Genomic DNA, 18,724 nt, shown 5'->3' with positions numbered 1-18,724 from the left:
GTCGCACCGTCGCTACCCGCTCTGGTCGGGTGAACCCGAGGCGGTTCGTCGGGGGAGGTCACCGGGCTCGGTCGAGCGGGAAGTACCTCCCCCACAGCCTCCGCACGGTGGCGACGGCATCGTCGGCGGCGTCGTCGGCCCCGGCGGTGGACCGCCACACGATGTGCCCGTCGGCTCGCACCAGCAAGGCCCCCCGCTCCCCCACCTGATAGAGGTCCACGGTGCCCGGGGCCGCATCCGCGGCCGGCCCGAGGTCGAGGACGTCCACCCGCAGCGGCGAGAGATCGTCTCGATGCTTGTCGACGGCAGCCTGCCAGGCGTCGGCGTCGAACGTCACCAGCGTCAGGGCGTTCGGATCGCGGCCGACGCTCCGCAGCGCCGACTCCCCGGTCGCCGAGAGAATCGAATGCGGCAGGCGCCCAACGGGATCGGTTCGCGGCCGGTACTCGACGACGTCGTCGAGTCCGTCGTCGTGCGCCGACACGGCCCGGCCGTCGATCAGCGGTCCGCCGTAGCGGTAGCCGAACTCCAGACCCGTCGACACGAAGTGCGCCAGCTGCCCCGGAATGTCGCTCGCCATCTTGTCCCGAGCACGAACCGCACGACGCCCCGTGCCGGCGATGACCTGCGTGCGACCGAGACCGAGTCCCACGACGCGATCCGCCAGCGCGGCGGCCCGGCTGCCCGGCAGCCACGCGAAGGGTGGACGCGACATCGCCGAGGTCGCCCGCTGCAGCATCCGGTTGGTGGCGCCCACGTGCCGGGTGACGTCGTCGAGTTTGAAGTGGTTCGCGACGCTGTGTCGCGCGAAGAGGTCGACGACGGGGCGACGTTCGACCTCGTAGGTGTCCAGGAGCGTCGGCTTCGCGACGCCCGACAGCACCGCCTCCAGCTTCCAGGCCAGGTTGTGCGCGTCCTGCACACCACTGTTCAGTCCGTATCCCCCGGTGTGCGGGAAACGATGCGCGGCATCGCCCGCGAGAAGCACCCGACCGCGACGGAAGGTGTCGGCGGTCTGAGTCGTCATCTCCCACTTGCCGGTCGAGACGACGTCGTACGCGTGGTCGGCTCCGAGCACCGCCGGCAACGTGTCGCGCCAGTACGGGCCGGGCTCACGTGACATCCGCTGTGCCGGATGCAGATACGTTCCCATCAGCACGTAGTGATGGTCCGCGTGCGCGATCAACACACCGGCGAAATTCGGCTGGTAGATCCAGGTGAGCAACGGCCTTTCCGACGCCGGGTACAGCGTGTCGCACCGGAAGAACGCGCTACCCATCTTGGCCAACGTCGGCCCGTGCATCTCGACGCCCACCATGTCGCGGACGGCGCTGTTGGCCCCGTCGGCGCCGATCGCGAAGCGGGCCTGCAGCGTGGCGCCGTCACCCCCGGCTCCGGAGGTGTGGACGACCACGGAATCGTCGCGTTCGCTGATGCCCGCCACCGAGGTGCCGTACCGGACCTCGACGAGCGGCTCCCGATCGAGCCACGACCACAGCACCGGCATCAGCAGGTGCTGCCCGACGTGGGAGACCAGGTAGTCACTGTGCGACCGAACGCGGTCGAGCTGTTCGGGCCGGGACGCGAGGTCGATGTGGCCGATAGGGCTCGCGGCGAACGACGACTGCCACCGAATGAGGTTGACGTCCTCGATGGGCGGCGCCAGCGCGAAGACCTCGTCCGCCAAGCCCGGATCGATGTCCCGCCAGATTTCGAAGGTCCGAGCGTTGATCACATGAGCGGCGGGATGCGTCAGCGGCGTGGTGCGCCGATCGAGGACGACACTGCTGATTCCGCGCCGGGCGAGCAGTAGAGCCAGCGTGGCACCGGTCGCGCCGGCACCGCAGACGACGACGGGGACGTCGACGTGGTCGGGCGTCGTCGTCGGGGACGTGGCGCTCACAGCGTGCGGAAGGTGATGGCCCGACGGTTCACCCGCGGACGCGTACCCGGTCGGACACCCGCGTCGCGGCGCGTCAGGGATTCGAGAGGCGCCCCGGCCCGCAGACGCTCGAGCAGGTACGACGGGTCGAACGTCACGCCGATCGGATTCTGCGCGAACTCGGGACTGCTGAAGAAGGCCGCGGTCTCCTCCGGCGTCGGGAAGTTCTCGGTCTGGAACTCGAGCCGGGTGCCGTCCGGATCCTCGTAGTAGAGGGACGTGGTGGGCCCGTGGTTGATGGACCACACCGGCTCGATGCCGAGGCCGGCGAGCCGCTCGTAGTTGAGCAACAGCCTTTCCAGCGAGTGATAGGTGAAGGCCAGGTGATCCACCCCGTAGACCTTGCGCTTGAAGCGCGCCAGCGGGAACACGAACCGGGTGGGCGGCGGGATCTTCACCAGGGCGAGCCGGTGACTCTCCTCGTCCCACGTGAGGAACGCGATCTGCTCGTCCTCGTGCACCACCACCGCGCCCATCACCGTGCGATACCACTCGATCATCTCGGTCGCCCGTGCGGTCTTGACCACGAAGTGCGCGAGGAGATCCGGCGGTAGGGCGGTGGAGACCGGGGCCGGTGAACGATCGGCGGTGGACACCATGGCGAGCACTCCTCGAGTGGTGGGGTCGGTGGGATGGGTCGGGCTCACGAGCCCGGTGCGACGATGGGCGTGCGTTGGGTACCGAGGTCGAGACGACCGTCCTCGGTACGAATCGATGCCGTGACGACGCTGCCGGGGCGCAGGAACGGGCCTCCACGGCTGCGTCGGATGAACTGCTTCCACAGCACGTGTTCCGGGAGTACCGCAGTGGCGACACGGCGGAGAATCGCCGGCGGCGTCTTGGCCGCGGTGCCGTGAGGCGTTCCCGTGAGCACGACGTCACCCGGATCGAGGTTGCAGAACTGGGAAAGCTCGCTGAGCGTCTCGGCCGGGCGGTAGAGCCAGTTCGCGGTCGAATCCTGCTGCCGCAGTTCGCCGTCGACCTCGAGACGCAGCGTCAGACGGTCGATCGCCGCGTAGTCGTCCGCATCGAGCACGGCGAGGACCGGCCCGACCGGGCAGAAACCGCGGTAGCTCTTGCCCTTCAGGTACTGTCCCTGGGGCAGTTGCACGTCGCGGGCGGAGAGATCGTTACCGATGGTGATCGCGGCGACGTACGACGGCAGCGTCGAGTCGGTGATCGTGACCGGCGCGTCGACCGTTTTCCCGATCACCAGCCCCAGCTCGATCTCGTAGTCGAGGAGTTCGACGTGCGCCGGCCGGGTCACGGAGTCGAACGGACCGGTGACCGAGGCGTCGGTCTTGTCGAAGAAGAGATTGAAGGCGCGATTGTCGGGATCCATCCCGGACTCGATGGCGTGCTGCCGGAAGTTCGCGCCCTGACACATCACTCGGCACGGCACCGTGATCGGCGACAGGGTGCTCACGGCCTCCGGCCGGTGCGTCACCGACCCGCGGGCGGCGGCCGCGATGTCCCCGCGACCGTGCGTGAGCAGGTCCCCCGTCGTCGCATACGAGTCGGTGAGCGCGGTCAGCCCCCGGTCCGACGACACCGCCCACAGCACGCGATCTCCGTCGTCGTATCGACCCACGTACGTGGCCACTGCGTCCTCCCCCGAGCTCTGTCCCTGTCGTTCGATCCGACAGTAGCCGCCACGTTGACCGTCGGTCAACGATTCGGAATCGGTGACCCAATGCGGACGTGCGCCAGTAAGCTCCCCGGTGTGCACACCGACCTGATGGAGACCGGACGTTCCTCGGTGCCCGCCACGCGCGCCGCCCGCAAGGCCGCATCACGGGCACGGATCCTCGCCGCGGCCCGCGAGCTCTTCGAGGATCGGGACTTCGACGCCGTCACCGTCGGCGAGATCGCCGATCGCGCCGGCGTGGCCCACGGATCCGTCTTCCACCACTTCGAGAGCAAGAAGGGTGTCTACCGGGCCGTTCTCGACGCCGTCGTGGACGAGATGGATGCTGCGTTCGACGGCAGCGCGGACACGACGGATCTCGACGCGGTCCGTCGCGGACTGCGCGCGCATCTGACGTACGCGGCGCAGCACCGCGGGCTGACCACTCGGCTCGTCCTCGGGCGCCGCAGCCCGGATCCGGACGTGCGCGCCGCGTCCGAACGCGGGCGCGAGCGAGTGCTGACCGCGATCGCCCTCGCCCTCGAGGTCGATCCGACCCGGGAGGCGAACATCTTCGTGGGCCGGGTCATGGCGACGGCGTTCGACGAGGCGACCGTGCTGTGGCTCGAGAGCGACGGCACCCTGCTCGCGCACGCCGTCGTCGACTGGATGATCGAGATGATGGAGGCCGCGATCGACGCCGTCCCGGTACTCGAGGGTCGCGCGGGTCGGCGGAACCTCCCGTCGCTCTGACCGTCAGCCCTCGGTGATCAACACGGTTGCCGCGGAGACGTTCTCGGTGTCGGGCAGCGGACGAGCGACCAGCTGCGTCGCCTCGTCCACCGATACTCCGAGGGCACGGAGCACGCGCACCGCGGTGTTGTCGACCGCCTCCTCGGCGTTGCGGTCGGGTCGGTCCAGCAGCACCCTTCCGAGCGCCGTCAGCGTGCCGGCGACGAGCGCCAGCGCCAACTCGGTGTCCTCGACGTCGAACCGGCCGGACCGCACCGCCTCCTCGATGTCGCGCAGGGACCTCGGCGCGAGCCCGCGTTCCGTCGTGATCGCCTGCGCGACAGCGGAATTGACGAACACGCGACTGAGGTTCGGCTCGGCGCGGAAGAGGCGGCCGGTCAACCGGAAGGACTGCGTGAACTTCTCCACCGGATCGGTCATCCCGACGGTCAGTGTGTCGAGGTAGGCGCCGAGCGCTTCGAGCGCGTCGTCCACCGCGGCCTCGAACAACTCCTCCTTGCTGGCGAAGTGGTTGTAGAAGGACCCCATCCCGACGTCCGCCACCTGCGTGATCTCGAGGACGGGCGCCGTCAGCCGTCCGTCGGCGAGGAAGGTCTGCGCCGCGCGTACCAGCGCGGCCCGGGTTCGAGCCTTCCGCCGTTCGAGCCTGTCCGCTGCCATCGTGCCCGCCACCTCCGCCACCCGCGTCGTCTGCCGAATCGGCAGAAGTGTAACGCCATCACAGAACCGACGACATCGTCGGAAACGTTGACGACGAGCCCGACCGTGTGTGACGATTTCGTCAGAGATTCCGAAGGGGGGATCGTCATGGCAGTAGTGGACGCACCACGGCACGACCGTCGGGTGCCGGGGGGCCACGCGACCGACCGCCACGAGGACGGGCATCGCGGTCTGCACGTCGATCAGGGCGCCCGCCCCGGTGAACACCCCGGCCGCGTGCGGGATCCGATCGTCAAGGTGCACGACATCGCCTGGCTCGAGTTCACCAAGCCCGACCTCACTCGCGCGCGGGCATTCGCCGAGGCCTTCGGCTTCACCGTCACCCTCGCGACGGACGACGAGCTGCATCTCCGCGGCCTGGCCGCCGGCTCACCCTGCGTGCTGATTCGGCGCGGGCGCCGGACGGCGTTCACCGCGGCAGCCTTCCGCGCCGCCGAGACCGCCGACGTCATGACCCTGGCCGAGGCCACCGGCGCCCGCGTGGAACGGCTTCCGGACGCGCTCGGCGGCATCGGCGTGACGCTCACCGACCCCGGCGGCCAAGCGGTTCGGGTGGTCGCGGGGGTGGACGAGGCCCCGGAGATTCCGGGACAACGGGTGCACGAGTACAACTTCGGCGCGCTCGACCCGTGGAAGATCAGCCGGGTCAACGCCACGCAACGACCGCCGCGCGAGCCGGCGATGGTCGAGCGGCTCGGACACGTGGTCGTCCAGCGCAACCGCTACCTGGAGAATCTCACCTGGTATCTCGAACACCTCGGGTTGATCGTCAGCGATTTTCTCTACTACGACGGGCAGCGTGATCGAGGGCCGGTCATGGCGTTCATCCGCTGCGATCGCGGGAGCGAACCCACCGACCACCACACCCTCGCCATGGCACTCGGTCCGTCCAACCGGTACGTGCACTCGGCCTATCAGGTGTGCGACCTCGACGCCATCGGCGCCGGCAGCCGGTACCTCACCGAGCGTGGTTACCGGCACTCCTGGGGCGTGGGCCGCCACATCCAGGGCAGTCAGATCTTCGACTACTGGCGCGATCCCGACGGGTTCCTGGTCGAGCACTTCGCCGACGGAGACCGCTTCGACTCCTCGCTCGAACCCGGGTGGGCACCGATGACCGCGTCCGGCCTCGCGCAGTGGGGTCCACCGGCCAGCCGCGACTTCCTCGGGGTCACCGTCGATCGCCGCGGTCTCGCCGAGGCGCGCTCGATTCTGTCCGCTCTGCGTCACGACACCGAATTCGACCTCCACCGCCTCCGCGGTCTCATGAAAGTCGCCTCCACGTGATTCCTGTTCTCCGTACCGCCGATGCCTGGTGGGTTCGCCACGACGACGGCGCCTCGCGCGTCGACACCGCCGCCACCACCACGGCCGAGCTGCTGGCCGACCGCACCGCTCTCACTGCCGCCTCGTCGTCGTCGGAGCGAGTGTCGGTGCACACGCTGGAGCTCGTCTCCCCCGTCACCGCGCCCTGTCGTGTGGTCGCTCAGATGACCAACTACCGCTCGCACGTGAAGGATTCGGGGATGAACCCCGAGACCGTGCCCCTCACCTTCTTCCGGAAGGCCTCGGGGTCGATCAGCGGCCCGACGGACGACGTGATCAAGCCCGCCCACGTGGGCCTGCTGGACTACGAGGTGGAGATCGGTCTGGTCGTCGGGGAACCCCTCGAGGTGGGCGCGTCGGTCGTTGAGGGCGATCTGGCTCGTCACATCGCTGCCCTCGTCGTCACCGACGACGTGTCCGCCCGAGACGTGCAGCTGCCCAAAACCCAGTTCTACGAATCGAAGTCGTATCCGACGTTCACCCCCGTGGGCCCCGTGCTCGGCGTTCTCGAGGACGGTGATCTGCGTCGATTCGAGCATCTTCGCCTGACGCTGCGTGTCAACGGAGAGGTTCGCCAGAACAGCACCGTGGCGGACATGATCTACCCACCGCTGGAGGCGTTGCGCGCGCTCGCACGCTTCCAGCGCCTGGACACCGGTGATCTCGTGCTCACCGGCACACCCGGCGGGACGGCGCTGACGGCCCCGCCGAAGCCGATCGAGATCGCGGGTGCGTTCCTGCCGCCGGCACTGAAGTGGAAGATCTTTTTCGGCAAGCAGGGGCGAAATCCGAAATACCTGAAGGACGGCGACGTTCTGGAGTTGACGGTGGGCACCGACGACGGCGCTCTCGACCTCGGTGTCCAGCGCACCCGGGTGCGGGAGGCGTAGGTGTCCGTCCCGGCGAGAGACACTGCTCGGCCACCGGTTGTCGTGGTGGGAGCCGGCCCCACCGGCACCGTGGCCGCGCTGCTGTTGGACCGATTCGGCGTCGACACCCTCGTCCTGGATCGGTGGGAGGACGTGTTCCCGCAGCCTCGCGCGGTCCACCTCGACGACGAGGTGTGCCGCATCCTCGACGGCGTCGACGCGGCCGACGACTTCCTCGCCGCCTCGCGCCCCGGCAAGGGCCTGCGGCTCGTCGACTCCGGGCTGCGCACGCTGGCTCAGTTCGACCGCGACCCGGACGAACGGCCGCACGGTTTCCCGCCCGCCAACATGTTCGACCAACCCGATCTCGAGCGCATCCTGCGTCGGCGACTGGAGAAGGCCAAGTCCGTCACGTTCCGCGGTGGTGTCGAGGTCGAGGACGTCGTGCACGACGGCGACCACGTCGTCGTGGTCGTGCGGGACGTCGAGACCGGGCGTCGTGAGGCGATCACGGCCGACGTCGTCCTCGGCTGCGACGGCGCCAACAGTGCCGTGCGCACCGCCATCGGATCGTCGATGACCGATCTCGGCCCCTCGCAACGATGGTTGGTGATCGACGTCGACACCGAGGCGCCGCTCGCTCACTGGGAGGGCGTTCATCAGCTGTGCGATCCGCACCGCGCGGCGACCTACATGCGCATCGGCGCGACCCGGCATCGGTGGGAGTTCGAACTGGTCGACGACGAGTCGCCCGACGACTACGCCGACCTCGCATCGCTGGAGCCCCTGATGCGGCCCTGGCTGGCGGACGTGTCGGTGGACGACCTCGAACTGATCCGGACGGCGGAGTACACGTTTCGCGCCCAGGTCGTGGATCGGTGGCGGGACCGGCGGGTGTTCCTGCTCGGCGATGCGGCGCATCTGACGCCCCCCTTCATCGGGCAGGGGCTGGGCGCGGGTCTGCGCGACGCGAGCAACCTCGCGTGGAAGGTGGCGGCAGTACGCCGCGGCCTGCTCCCGGAATCGGCGTGGGAGACCTACCAGCAGGAGCGAGAACCGCACGCACGCTCCATGATCGGACTGGCCGTCATGGTCGGCCGGTTGATGGTCGGCGGCGGCGAACGCACGATGACGATTCGTCGCGGCATACTCCCCGTGCTGTCCAGGGTGCCGGGCCTGGCCTCCCTGGTCACCGACAGCACGACGCCGGCGCTGTCCGCGTCGCCGTTCGTCCGGACCGGACCGGTGCGCTCCCGTCTCACCCGCACCGCACTCGTCGGCACTCTCGTGCCCAACGCGGTCCAGGGCGATGGGGCGCGTCTCGATTCGACCGTCGCGCACCGATTCTCGATCGTCACGACCGCGACACCGACCGCGCAGCAGAGCCGTGATCTCGACCGTCGCGGGTGCGTGGTCGTCGTGGTGCCCCCCGCATCCCCGCTCGGACGATGGCTCGCCCGCGGCCGGGTGAGCGCCGCACTGGTGCGGCCGGACCGCACGGTGATGGCCGCCGGGACCTCGCTCGCCGCGTTGTTCACCCGCGTACCCACGTCTCCCACCGCCGGCGTCGGGAGTTCCGACGCTCCCTGATCCACCACGACCTCGTCCACCCATCGACCGACCCGCCCCACAGCCCGGTGGCGGCGAAAGGAGACACACCATGAGGATCGACGTCGATTACGACCGTTGCGAGGGCCACGGCCTGTGCGAGGACCAGGCGCCGGAGGTCTTCCGACTCGACGACGCCGGCGATCTGCACCTGCAGCACGAGGAGATCCCCGCAGATCAGGTAGCTGCAGTGCAGTCGGCCGTGGCCGCTTGTCCGGTGGCCGCGCTCCGCGAACGCTCCTGACCCGGCGTGGTCGACGGTGGCGCGAAAGCCGGGCGATTCGTGCGAATCGAACCGAGCCTTTTCCCCGTTTTGTTAGGGTGAACGCCACCATTCATCCGGCTGTGCGGGGGGCCCGTGGCTACGATTTCAGCGTCGTGGGTCGACCGTCTCCGCAGCGTGCTCGGGGAACACGACGGAACCGCTGCGTCGTCCGATCGGTCGGGGCCGAGCACCCTGACCCGTGTCGTGGTCGGCATCGGCACCATCGTCATCGGTGTGATCGGCCTGCTGTCGGCCCCCTCGGAGGAGTACAGCGGGTGGGGTGCCGTCGTGACCGCGGTCGTCTCGTCGACGAGCCTGCCCGTCGGAATCTGGATATGCGTCACCCACCGGTTCCGCGGTCGCGTCGTCGTCGCCTTCGTGGCCTGGGCCGACGTGTCCATCACCCTGTGCATGCTGCTCAAGGAGGATCGGCTCACCGCCATCGGCGGCACGGCACTCTTCGCCGTTCTGACGACATTTGCCGTCATCGCGACTCCGCTCGCCGCCTGTCTGACGCACATGCTCTACAGCACCGTGGTTCTCGCGGTGATCGCCGTCAACGCCGTGCTCTGGCAGGCCGCCAGCCTGTGGGTCATCGCCGCACACACCTTGACGATGTTGCTGGTGTTCCTGACGCCGTTCGTCCTGCTGGTGCATCTCGGTGAGCTGCGCAGCCAGGCTCGACAGTCACTCCTCGACCCCCTGACGGGCCTGCTCAATCGCCGCGGACTCGAGGACGCTCTGCTCCGCCTCGCCCACCGCGTCGACGGCGACACCACCCTCCTGGAGACGGTCGTGGTCGACGTCGACGATTTCAAGTCGGTCAACGACAGGTGGGGTCACCACGTCGGCGACACCGTCCTGACCGACCTCGCCCGTCATCTCACCGTCGTGACCGCCGGCCGGTGGGTGGTCGCGCGGCTCGGCGGGGACGAGTTCGCCTGTACGCGGGTCACCGACGGGCCGGGCGCGGCGGACGAGCTGGCCGCGTCCCTGACGCGGGTGTCCATGGTCGCCGGCTACACGATGAGCGCGGGAGCGGCCGACGTCCCGCTGCCCGACCGCTCACCGGCCGCGGTCACCGAGGCCATGACCGCGGCCCTGCGTGCGGCGGACAAGCGTCTCTACGATTCGAAGAGCCGGAAGGCGCGCGGGGCGGACGACCACGCACGCGGTCACCGAGGACGACGCGGAGACGACGCGAACGCGACCGGCTGACGGGCCCGACGACGTCACAGCCCCAGCGAGACCATGCGCTCCGTGATGCGCGGGTCCGTCGTCACCACGGGAGCTTCCGTGTGCACCCAGCCCTCGCCACCGAAGTACGTGGCGAGGATCGTTTCCGCCGTCCGAGTCGCGAACGCCTGGGTGGTGAGAGTGGGATTGGGTCCGCCGAGCGAGTTGGCGAGCATCGAATTGTCGGCCAGGAAGAGTCGGTCGACGAACCGCGCTTCACCGGTGGGTCGGGTGACGGAGTTCGTCTCGGACTCGCCCATGCGCATCGAGGAATGGACGTGCAATTGCAGCGGTGCCCAGTCGACGCGGTAGATCGACCGGGCGCCGGCGGCGCGCAGGAGTTCGGCTGCCCGCGTGGCGACGAACTCGCGGTTCCGTTCGGTGGCCGGCAATCGTCCACGGGACTGCAGGTCGTACTTGGCGACGGCGCCGTTCTCGTCCGCCGGGAGCAAGGACGGCACGATGCGCTGCTCCGGATCGACGTGATCGTCGGTGATACACAGAACGTTGAGCATGCGGTCGATGCCGTGCGACATGAACTCCCGCAGTTCGGCGCCGGCGAGGCGCCCGGCGGGGCCGTCCCAGGCGCCCGTCCTGCCGCGACCGTTCGTGTACTGCCCGCGGATGCCGCTCTCGGACAGGTTCATGGTGAACGCCTGGATGCCCGGTGTCAGTCCGGCGTTCTCGAGGCCGCCGTATCCCGGGTATTCCACTCGAGCGCAGGAATTGCCGCCGCGGGAATTGCCGGTGTCGTCGTCGAACAGGCCGACCACCCAATCGAACCAGTGGTCGGTGTGGCCGCGGCCCACCCATCCGTTGGGGTTCGGGAGGGCGCTGTTGAACCAGAGACGGGGCGACTCGGCTGCTCCCGCGGCGAGGACGACCACGGTCGCGTCCTCGCGGAAGCTCTCCCCGGTTTCGTTGTCGCGGAACGTCACTCCGGTCGCGCGGGTGCGCCCGCCGGACGTCTCGTGGTGGATCTGCGTGACGAACGAGTCGGCCCGCAGTTCCATGGCTCGGCCGCCCGGATGCACGGCGTCCGCGGCGAGCCCGAGCGGGACGTAGCTGTTGTCGGTGGACCGGCGCGCGAGTTGGTTGCGCGGTGCGCGCAGTGGGAGGTAGCAGCCCTGGAAGCAGTGTCCGCAGAAGGTGCACCCCGTGGCATCGGGGTAGACGAGCAGAGAGCTGTCGTCGGTGCGGCCGGCGTTGCCACCGGGGTGAAGAATGGCGTTCGGTTGCGGCCGGTAGGCGAAACCCGTGGTGTCTCTCGATGTCTGGAGTGGGAGACCCAGTCCTTCACACCCCTGGAAGAACACCTGTTCCTTGCGTCCCATCGGTGCCGGCTTGACCGGGAGCGTCGCCTCCACCCACTCGAGGTACGGGACCAACTCGGCGTACGTGAGGGGGAATCGGTACGCCGTGTCGTACAGAGCCGCGTCCGCGCCCTGATACCCGGCGAACACCCCGGGATATGGCCGAGGACAGTTACCGAAGTAGTGCTGTGTGGTGCCACCGACACCGGACAGTTCCCACACGAAACTGTTCTGCGACCACTCCCGGTACCACCCCGGCTTGTCTCGGTTCTCCGGACCGAAGCGGAGGTAACCCGACGTCGGATCGTTGGCGTCGAACTCCAGGTGCGACCATTCCGACTCCGGATTCGCGTGTCGCGGACCGCCTTCCAACAACAGTACGTCCAAGCCTCGACCCGCCAGTTCCGCGGCCACCACCGGACCGCCCCCTCCGGCACCCACCACGATCACGTCACGCACAGCGCGTACTTCCCCTCGTCGAATCGACCGCGATCGCGGTCAGAAGCTGTCGATGCCCCGGTGGAACCCGAGGAACTCCGCGTGTCCGTCCACCGGCCCCTTCGGCCGATAAGCGGCGATGTCCCACGCCACCGGGCGAGCGGAGAGCACGCGAGTGCGGCGATCCCACAGATCGTGTTCGCTCCAGGCAGTGAAGGCGGACCCGTCCAACAGGATCCCGCCGAAGAAGCGAAGGACGCCGGACGCGCTCCCCGTCAGCGGTTGCGGCAGCGCCTCGTCGACGATCGAGATCAGCTCCGGCAGAGGTGCTTCGAGCGCCTCGAACACTCGACACTTGGTCTCGTACCGCGCGTTGGCGAACGCCGAGGCGAACGGCCCGGCCACGGTGCGCGGATCCAGCAGCACCGCCGTGACGTCGAGCAGGATGGCGGCGAGCAACGACGCGGGGAACGTGCTGTCGGTGAAGCGGTAGCCGAGGGCGCGGTCGACTGCGGCGGTGACGGCGGGGTCGGGAAGGCCGCCGGCGGCGCGTGCCGCGGGATCACCCACGTCGGCAGCCGTGGCCATCAACGCGACCGCGACGGGACGCAGCAGCTGGTCCGCATGGGGGACGAAGCGGTCGATCAGTGCGCCGAAGGCCTCGGGCGACCGCTGGTCCAACGGCCCGGGGCCCGTCGCCGTGACGCCCTGCTGCAGCGAGTAGGGGTCACCCGCGGGCATCATCATCACCACGACGCCGCGCATCGCGTCGGTGGATTCCGCCAGCAAGCGATCCAGGACGGCGTCGGCCCACGGGGGCAGATCGGGATAACCGCCGAGCGGCTCGGCAACGGCGGCACCGCCTCCGGCCGCCATCGCAGCCGCGAGGAGGGACGCGAAGCCGCCGGCGCGGAGAGCGCCGCGGCGGCTCAGGGTTTGTGACACCCCGACAACAATAGGGGTCTTTTGCGGACTATGTCACATTTGCACTTGCCTGGCCGCCCCCCTCCGCCGAGTCCACCATTGCCACCAGCCGCCCCACCGATCGAACGGCCACCACGGGATCGGCCCCGTCGAAGACGGCGGCGTGGATGCCGCGCATGGCCCCGGTGATCACGCGGGCGGTGGCGTGCACGTCGACGTCGGCCGCGATCTCACCACCGGCAATCCCCGCCGAGATCAAGGCGGCCACGGCGTCGACGAACGCGGAGTGCCAGTCCTCGGCGGGCCCACCCTGCCGCGGAACGCCGACGTCCCGGAACAGCACGTGGGCGGCGGACGTCGCGTAGATGGAGCGGGCCGCGATGGTGAGAAACACGCCGAGTTGGCCGACCGGCTCGGCCGGCCAGGTCGCCTCCGCGGAGGCAGCGGCGATCGCGGCGATCAGTTGAGTCGCCGCGTCGTCGACGGCGGCCTGGAACAGATCCGCCTTCCCGGCGAAGGTGTGGAACGCGGTGCGCGGCGCCACGGAGCTGCGGGCCGCGACGGCCTCGACGGTGACCGACGTGTACGTGTGATCGCGCAGCATGTCCTGCGCCGTGCGGATCAGCCGCAGGCGCGTGGATTCGCCCGCGTCCCGGTGCGACTCCTTGGCCCAGCGATACAGCGTCGCCGCATGCACACCCAGTTCCTCGGCCACCGACTCGACGTCCTCGGAGCCCTCGAACGCACGCAGGACCGCCGAATGTCGTTGGGCGGCTGTGAACCGCGACTGTCGAGCCACGCCCGACAACCTACGAGCCGGGCGCGGATCGCGCCACCGGTAAATGCGAGGTATTGCGTATTTACTGCAAGTTTTGCATGATTGCGTGGTTCCGATTGCCGCGTCACTCCTGGAGGCACTGTCATGGTTTTCACGCCGAAGCGATCTCTGGTCACCGGAGCCAGCGCAGGAATCGGACTGGCACTGGCGCGCACGCTCGCCGAACGGGGGTCCGACCTCGTCCTGGTCGCGCGGCGGGAGGACCGCCTGACGGAGCTGGCCGAGAAACTCGAAGCGGCGCACGGAATCCGATGCGAGGTCGTCGCGCACGACCTGTCCACCGAACGCCCCGGCCACACCCTGCGCTCCCGCGTCGAGGGGGACGTCGAGCTGGTGGTGAACAACGCCGGCATCGCCACCCAGGGGGCCTTCGTCGACGCGGATGCCGAGGACCTCGACCGCGTCATCGCCGTCGACATGGCCGCGCTGGTCGACGTGTGTCACGCCTTCCTCCCCGACATGGTCGCGCGCCGGTCCGGCACCATTCTCAACGTCTCCAGCACCACGGCGTTCCAGCCGGTGCCCTCCCTCGCGGTGTACGCCGCGGCGAAGGCGTTCGTACTGAGCTTCACGCAGGCCCTGTGGTGCGAGGCCCGGCCCCACGGCGTCCGGGTGATGGCTCTGGCGCCCGGCCCGACGAAGACCGAGTTCTTCGACGTCATCGGCGAGAACGCCGCGATAGTCGGCTCGATGCAGACGGCGGATCAGGTGGCCCGGACGGCCCTGTCGGCCCTCGATCGACGGCGTCCCCCGCTCTACGTCGTCTCCGGCCGCCGCAACACTCTCGCGTCCGTGGGTGCACGCATCGTCCCCAATCGACTGCTGCTGCCCTCGCTCGCCCGGTCGATGCGCCGATTCACCTGACCCACCTCATCTCTCGAACTTCCCTGCTCGCGAAGGAGTACCGCTATGTCGACCGTTCTCGTCACCAGCGCCGCCGGCGGTGTCGGCCGCCCTCTCGTCCGTGCGCTGGCCGCGCAGGGCGTCACCGTCCGCGCTCTGGTCAAGAACCAGGCCCAGGCAGCCATCGCACGGCGCGACGGTGCCACCGAGATCCGGGTGGGCGACATGCGCCAGGACTCCGTCCTGGCCGAGGCGGTGAAGGGCGCCGACAGCATGTACCACGCGGCGCCCACGCAGATCATCGACGAGGGCCCCATCGCCGAGCGCATCATCGACCTGGGCACCCGGCACGGGTTGTCCCACTTGGTTTTCCACTCCGTGATCCATCCAGAGATCACCGAGTTGCCGCACCACACCCAGAAGGAGAACGTCGAGAAGCTGCTGACCGACCAGCCCGTCCCGACGACGATCCTGCGTCCCTCGCACTACATGCAGAACTACCTCGAATTCTGGGAGTTCATCCGCGGTGGATTGATGCCCTACCCCGTGTCGACGACCAGCCCCATGGGTGTCGTCGACGTGGAGGACGTCGCCGAGGCCGCCGCCGCCGTCTTCCTCTCACCGGACGAGCACGTCGGGAAGACCTACGACCTGTCGACGGAGACCATCGACCGGAACGCGATGGCCGCCGCCTTCGCGGACGCACTCGGCTACCCGGTGACGGCGATCCGCCTGCCTCCGACCGTGCTGCTCAACCCTCTGTCCGCGGCAAGTTCCGTCGTCGGCGGAGCGGCGCGCGCGATCACGACGCTGTCACCGCGCCGGGTTTCGCACCTGATCAAGGGTGCCAAGGAAGCGCAGAACGCCCGCGGCATCAAGACCTGGTCACCGCAGGCACGGGACAACTACGTGCAGATGATGACCTACTACGACTCCCACGGCCTGCCCGTCGGAGATCTGTCGCACCTCCCGTCGCTACTCGGCCGCACCCCCACCAGCTACGCCGACTTCGCCCGACGCGAGGTCGCCCGGCGGTTGTCCGTCCGAGGACGCTGACACGTCGGTCGTCTCGGACTCGACGCGTACGGCCGTCTTCGATCGTGGTGGATGACTCCATGACTGCGCACGACGAACTGGCGTAGATCGACCTGCGAATCGCCGCCGTCGTGCGCGAGGTCGCGCAACTGGGCGGTGAGGACGACCACGTCGCCGAACTCCTCGACCGCCTCACCCATGACCTTCGGTCGTGCGTCGACCGCGCGGACTACTGCGGTATCGCCATCGCCTTCGCCTGCTTCACGTTCACCGGCGCCTCCTCGGATCCCACCATCGCCCCGATCAACGAGGAGCAGTTCGCCCTCCGGAATTCACGTCACCGCGTTGTGCCCCGGCTTCACGCGCAGCGAGTTCCACGACGTGATGGGCACCCGCGACGTCGCCGACCGTCTGCCCGGATTCCTGTGGCAGCAGCCGGAAGAGGTCGTCCGCGAGGGCTGGGACGCCGTGCGCGCCGGCAAGCCGGTCTGCTACACGGGCGTCGCCAACAAGGTCTCGGCAGCAGCCATGCGTCCCATTCCCGGACGCATCGGATACGTCCTCGGCCGCACCCTGAACCCGTTCGAGTAGCGGGAGACTCACTCCGCGTGGCGGGTTCCGTTCACTCGGTGTGGGGCTGACCCGTCGAGGCGCTGGTGCCTCCGTCGACGGCGAGCAGAGCACCCGTGATGTACCGCGCGTCGTCGGAGGCCAGGAAGAGCACGGCGGGAGCGATGTCGTCGGGCTCCCCGGGCCGGCCCAGGGCGATTCGGTCGACGAACGGCGCCAGGGACTCCTCGTCCGTCGCCATCCCCGCGGTCATCTCGGTCAGCGTGAACGCGGGCAGTACCGCGTTGACGCGCACACCGCGACCGCCGTAATCGAGTGCGAGAGAACGCACGAACCCCGTCATCGCGTGCTTGGACGCGTTGTAGGCAGCTTGGCCCCAGTCCCCGGCGATGCCCGACACCGACGAGACCGCGACGAGATTCCCACCCGACCGCACCAACTCGGGCAGCGTCGCCCGAGCGAGGTGCAGAAAGCCGTCGATGTTCACCCCGCGCAGCAGGGCCCAGTCCTCGTCGGTGAGGTCGGTGATGTCGCCACCGCCGTCGTGAACTCCGGCGTTGGAGACGACGACGTCGATTCGTCCGAACGCCTCGAGGACCGTCGCCAGCAGCGCCTCGACGTCGTCGCGACGCGACACGTCCCCCGCGACGACGAGGGCACGCCCGTCACCGGCGTCCGTGACGGTCTCCTCCAGTGGCTCGCGACGGCGGCCGGTGACGACGACGATCGCGCCGTTGGCGAGGAAGGCACGCGCGATGGCCCGTCCGATCCCCGATCCGGCGCCGGTGACGACGACGACCTTGTCCTGCACTGCGTACTCGTTGGTGGTGCTCATGCGCTCGGTGCGCCTCCCTGTCGTCCATGATCTCGCCGAGGACGGACCCGGCGGTGACCACCGAATGCCTCGTCGTCGCTGTTCTCAATCCCTCGCGAACCGTCCGGGCGACGCCGGTCCGTCGAGCCGCGGAGCTACAGAACAGCGATCGTCACCGCGGGGCGCGCCAGTCGCCATCGAGCGCAGCCCTGGCGAAGAGCCTCGTCCACCGCGCGGACGATCGAGTCGAGCCGCTCGACCGAGAGCGGAACCACGGTGCCGGCGGACCGGCTCAGCACGATCCTGTGAGCGGGAGTGCCCAGGGTCCTCGCCTGCGCGGTCCGGCAGAGCGCGTACTCGGCAGCGTCGGCCCACTCGGTGGGTGTCCCGCACGCGTCGATGTCACCGTGGAGGCCGACCACAACGATCCTGCGAGCGGGCACCACGGTGGGGAGACCCGGCGCGAGATAGACGAAGGTCGTTCTCCGCGCGTACTCGACCAGGTGATCGACGTGCTCCTGCCTGCCCACGATGAATCGCGTGATTCCGTGATGCACCGCTCGGCGGATCGAGTCCGGGCAGTCGCCCGTGCGGAACACGACCTGATTCGGACGCACGCTCACCGACTGCACCAGGTCGAGACCGGTGTCGTCGAGCACGAGAACGGTGATGGCGCTGCGCTGGACCCAGAGCAGTACGTCACGGTCGACGAGCGCGTGGGCGGACACGGCGCAACCGACAGCGGGGATGACGCGGCGCATCCGGTGTACCGGATCACCGTGCGCAGCGACCGTAGGAGCGGCGACGAAACTCGTTGTCATGCATCGTGTCTAGCGCTGGCCCCATCGCAGCCGGGTGGCCTTCACGTGCCCCTGACGCACCGCGGCACTTCTTGACGTATCCCTGACGGAGCCGGCCACCGCGTCCCCGCTCGAGACGACGTTCCCGCACGTCTTGACCCAAGGACCGAGCGCTTCGGCCGACACCGACGGGGGTACAACAGATCCATGCCGCCACCGCGCCGTCCCCGTCTCCACCGGCCCGTCCTGCTCGCGGCCGCCGCCGTGTCCGCGGCCGTCGCGCTGACCTCGTGCTCCGCCGACACCGCGCGCGAGGCCGACACCGACGGTCCGTCCATCGGGGCAGTGGAGATCCGCGACACGAGCATCGACGCCGAACCGACGGGCGCGACACCCGACGATCCGTCGTCGGCGTACGGCAGTGCGACGTTGAACTTCACCGCGATCAACACCGACCCGGCGGAATCCGACACCCTGGTCTCGATCACCTCTCCTGCGGCGTCGTCGGTGACCCTGGACGCCACCGCCGAGCAACTCGTCGTCGAACCGGGCACCTCGATCGCCGCCGGGCAGCCGGTGGAGAACGTGGGCGGCGACGGCAGCGGTGCGGACCGGCCCTTCACCGTGGCGGTGGAGTTGGCGGACGGCGAGTTGCAGCCCGGAACCTCTGTCGCAGTGACGTTCCGGTTCGAACGAGCCGGTGAGGTCACCGTCGACGTTCCCTTCGACGTCGTCGAGCCCGACGACTTGGACCGGAGCAGTCGCCCCCTGCCGCCCGCGGTCGAACCCGGCTGAACGTGCTG

18 protein-coding genes and 1 pseudogene are annotated in these 18,724 nt (G+C 69.2%); 10 read left to right on the top strand and 9 right to left on the bottom strand.

The genetic code is table 11. From position 1 onward, the window contains the following. Positions 1–58 precede the first annotated feature (58 nt). The 3 genes from BMZ18_RS11155 to BMZ18_RS11145 are packed head-to-tail and all read right to left on the bottom strand — an operon-like array spanning position 59 to position 3,545. Complete coding sequence (locus tag BMZ18_RS11155) at positions 59–1,903, bottom strand: FAD-dependent monooxygenase (RefSeq protein ID WP_068366203.1); 1,845 nt, start codon at positions 1,901–1,903, stop codon at positions 59–61. Further along, complete coding sequence (locus tag BMZ18_RS11150; RefSeq protein ID WP_308127625.1) at positions 1,900–2,589, bottom strand: VOC family protein; 690 nt, start codon at positions 2,587–2,589, stop codon at positions 1,900–1,902. Before BMZ18_RS11150 ends, BMZ18_RS11155 begins: the two co-directional genes overlap by 4 nt. Further along, on the bottom strand, positions 2,586–3,545 hold the full coding sequence (locus tag BMZ18_RS11145) for a fumarylacetoacetate hydrolase family protein (protein ID WP_068366199.1): 960 nt from the start codon (positions 3,543–3,545) through the stop codon (positions 2,586–2,588). Before BMZ18_RS11145 ends, BMZ18_RS11150 begins: the two co-directional genes overlap by 4 nt. A 120-nt stretch (positions 3,546–3,665) precedes the next feature. Between BMZ18_RS11145 and BMZ18_RS11140 the strand changes: the two genes are divergently transcribed. After that, entirely contained in the window at positions 3,666–4,322 is a 657-nt protein-coding gene (locus BMZ18_RS11140) for a TetR/AcrR family transcriptional regulator (protein WP_169817767.1), read from the top strand. A 3-nt stretch (positions 4,323–4,325) separates the two neighbouring features. Here BMZ18_RS11140 and BMZ18_RS11135 read toward each other — a convergent pair whose 3' ends face one another. After that, entirely contained in the window at positions 4,326–4,982 is a 657-nt protein-coding gene (locus BMZ18_RS11135; protein WP_068366239.1) for a TetR/AcrR family transcriptional regulator, read from the bottom strand. A gap of 147 nt (positions 4,983–5,129) precedes the next feature. On the opposite strand from BMZ18_RS11135, the gene BMZ18_RS11130 reads away from it, so the two are divergent. The 5 genes from BMZ18_RS11130 (at position 5,130) to BMZ18_RS11110 (ending at position 10,328) form a co-directional block, all read left to right on the top strand. After that, complete coding sequence (locus BMZ18_RS11130; protein ID WP_082895266.1) at positions 5,130–6,329, top strand: VOC family protein; 1,200 nt, start codon at positions 5,130–5,132, stop codon at positions 6,327–6,329. Then, a complete protein-coding gene (locus BMZ18_RS11125; protein ID WP_068366192.1) occupies positions 6,326–7,258 on the top strand; it encodes a fumarylacetoacetate hydrolase family protein in 933 nt (310 codons plus the stop codon). The genes BMZ18_RS11130 and BMZ18_RS11125 overlap by 4 nt, the downstream gene beginning before the upstream one ends. Then, positions 7,259–8,827 (top strand): bifunctional 3-(3-hydroxy-phenyl)propionate/3-hydroxycinnamic acid hydroxylase MhpA, encoded by a 1,569-nt coding sequence (gene mhpA, locus BMZ18_RS11120; RefSeq protein WP_068366189.1) that lies wholly within the window; start codon positions 7,259–7,261, stop codon positions 8,825–8,827. It begins immediately after the preceding gene. Between the two features lie 70 nt (positions 8,828–8,897). After that, positions 8,898–9,089 carry a ferredoxin gene (locus BMZ18_RS11115; RefSeq protein WP_068103131.1) on the top strand — a complete coding sequence of 64 codons (192 nt, stop codon included), beginning with the start codon at positions 8,898–8,900 and terminating at the stop codon, positions 9,087–9,089. Between the two features lie 114 nt (positions 9,090–9,203). Continuing rightward, on the top strand, positions 9,204–10,328 hold the full coding sequence (locus BMZ18_RS11110; protein ID WP_139203928.1) for a GGDEF domain-containing protein: 1,125 nt from the start codon (positions 9,204–9,206) through the stop codon (positions 10,326–10,328). Between the two features lie 14 nt (positions 10,329–10,342). Here the strand turns inward: BMZ18_RS11110 and BMZ18_RS11105 are convergent, their stop codons facing one another. From BMZ18_RS11105 to BMZ18_RS11095, 3 genes are read right to left on the bottom strand one after another with little or no spacing between them, the layout of a single operon-like run. Further along, positions 10,343–12,118, bottom strand: coding sequence for a GMC family oxidoreductase N-terminal domain-containing protein (locus BMZ18_RS11105; RefSeq protein WP_068366183.1), 1,776 nt, complete (start codon positions 12,116–12,118; stop codon positions 10,343–10,345). Between the two features lie 39 nt (positions 12,119–12,157). Next, a complete protein-coding gene (locus BMZ18_RS11100) occupies positions 12,158–13,042 on the bottom strand; it encodes a hypothetical protein (protein WP_068366180.1) in 885 nt (294 codons plus the stop codon). Positions 13,043–13,070: 28 nt separating this feature from the next. Beyond that, the gene (locus tag BMZ18_RS11095) at positions 13,071–13,820 is read right to left on the bottom strand and encodes a transposase (protein WP_068366176.1); all 750 of its coding nucleotides are present in this window, start codon (positions 13,818–13,820) and stop codon (positions 13,071–13,073) included. 123 nt (positions 13,821–13,943) lie between these two features. Between BMZ18_RS11095 and BMZ18_RS11090 the strand changes: the two genes are divergently transcribed. From BMZ18_RS11090 to BMZ18_RS11075, 3 genes and pseudogenes are all read left to right on the top strand, one after another. Beyond that, positions 13,944–14,723 (top strand): SDR family NAD(P)-dependent oxidoreductase, encoded by a 780-nt coding sequence (locus BMZ18_RS11090; RefSeq protein WP_068366173.1) that lies wholly within the window; start codon positions 13,944–13,946, stop codon positions 14,721–14,723. 45 nt (positions 14,724–14,768) lie between these two features. Next, a complete protein-coding gene (locus BMZ18_RS11085; RefSeq protein WP_068366170.1) occupies positions 14,769–15,758 on the top strand; it encodes an SDR family oxidoreductase in 990 nt (329 codons plus the stop codon). Between the two features lie 300 nt (positions 15,759–16,058). Beyond that, positions 16,059–16,328: pseudogene (locus BMZ18_RS11075) on the top strand (SDR family NAD(P)-dependent oxidoreductase); the annotation flags it as partial. Between the two features lie 31 nt (positions 16,329–16,359). Here the strand turns inward: BMZ18_RS11075 and budC are convergent. Then, positions 16,360–17,142, bottom strand: a complete 783-nt coding sequence (gene budC / locus BMZ18_RS11070; RefSeq protein ID WP_068366161.1) for a meso-2,3-butanediol dehydrogenase — start codon at positions 17,140–17,142, stop codon at positions 16,360–16,362. A gap of 134 nt (positions 17,143–17,276) precedes the next feature. After that, positions 17,277–17,942, bottom strand: coding sequence for a hypothetical protein (locus BMZ18_RS11065; protein ID WP_139203927.1), 666 nt, complete (start codon positions 17,940–17,942; stop codon positions 17,277–17,279). Positions 17,943–18,128: 186 nt separating this feature from the next. On the opposite strand from BMZ18_RS11065, the gene BMZ18_RS11060 reads away from it, so the two are divergent. Continuing rightward, complete coding sequence (locus BMZ18_RS11060) at positions 18,129–18,716, top strand: copper chaperone PCu(A)C domain-containing protein (protein ID WP_068366155.1); 588 nt, start codon at positions 18,129–18,131, stop codon at positions 18,714–18,716. Positions 18,717–18,724: the final 8 nt, after the last annotated feature.

The organism is Rhodococcoides kroppenstedtii (genome assembly GCF_900111805.1).
Taxonomy (GTDB): Bacteria; Actinomycetota; Actinomycetes; order Mycobacteriales; family Mycobacteriaceae; genus Rhodococcoides; species Rhodococcoides kroppenstedtii.
The sequence above is the reverse complement of the archived record's forward strand: the minus strand, read 5'-3'. Positions and strand labels throughout refer to the sequence as shown.

Bases quoted from the DNA above. Each gene is read 5' to 3' on its own strand.
- BMZ18_RS11135 (WP_068366239.1), bottom strand. From the start codon at position 4,982: ATGGCAGCGGACAGGCTCGAACGGCGGAAGGCTCGAACCCGGGCCGCG.
- BMZ18_RS11130 (WP_082895266.1), top strand. From the start codon at position 5,130: ATGGCAGTAGTGGACGCACCACGGCACGACCGTCGGGTGCCGGGGGGC.
- BMZ18_RS11115 (WP_068103131.1), top strand. From the start codon at position 8,898: ATGAGGATCGACGTCGATTACGACCGTTGCGAGGGCCACGGCCTGTGC.
- BMZ18_RS11090 (WP_068366173.1), top strand. From the start codon at position 13,944: ATGGTTTTCACGCCGAAGCGATCTCTGGTCACCGGAGCCAGCGCAGGA.
- BMZ18_RS11085 (WP_068366170.1), top strand. From the start codon at position 14,769: ATGTCGACCGTTCTCGTCACCAGCGCCGCCGGCGGTGTCGGCCGCCCT.
- budC (WP_068366161.1), bottom strand. From the start codon at position 17,142: ATGAGCACCACCAACGAGTACGCAGTGCAGGACAAGGTCGTCGTCGTC.
- BMZ18_RS11065 (WP_139203927.1), bottom strand. From the start codon at position 17,942: ATGACAACGAGTTTCGTCGCCGCTCCTACGGTCGCTGCGCACGGTGAT.
- BMZ18_RS11060 (WP_068366155.1), top strand. From the start codon at position 18,129: ATGCCGCCACCGCGCCGTCCCCGTCTCCACCGGCCCGTCCTGCTCGCG.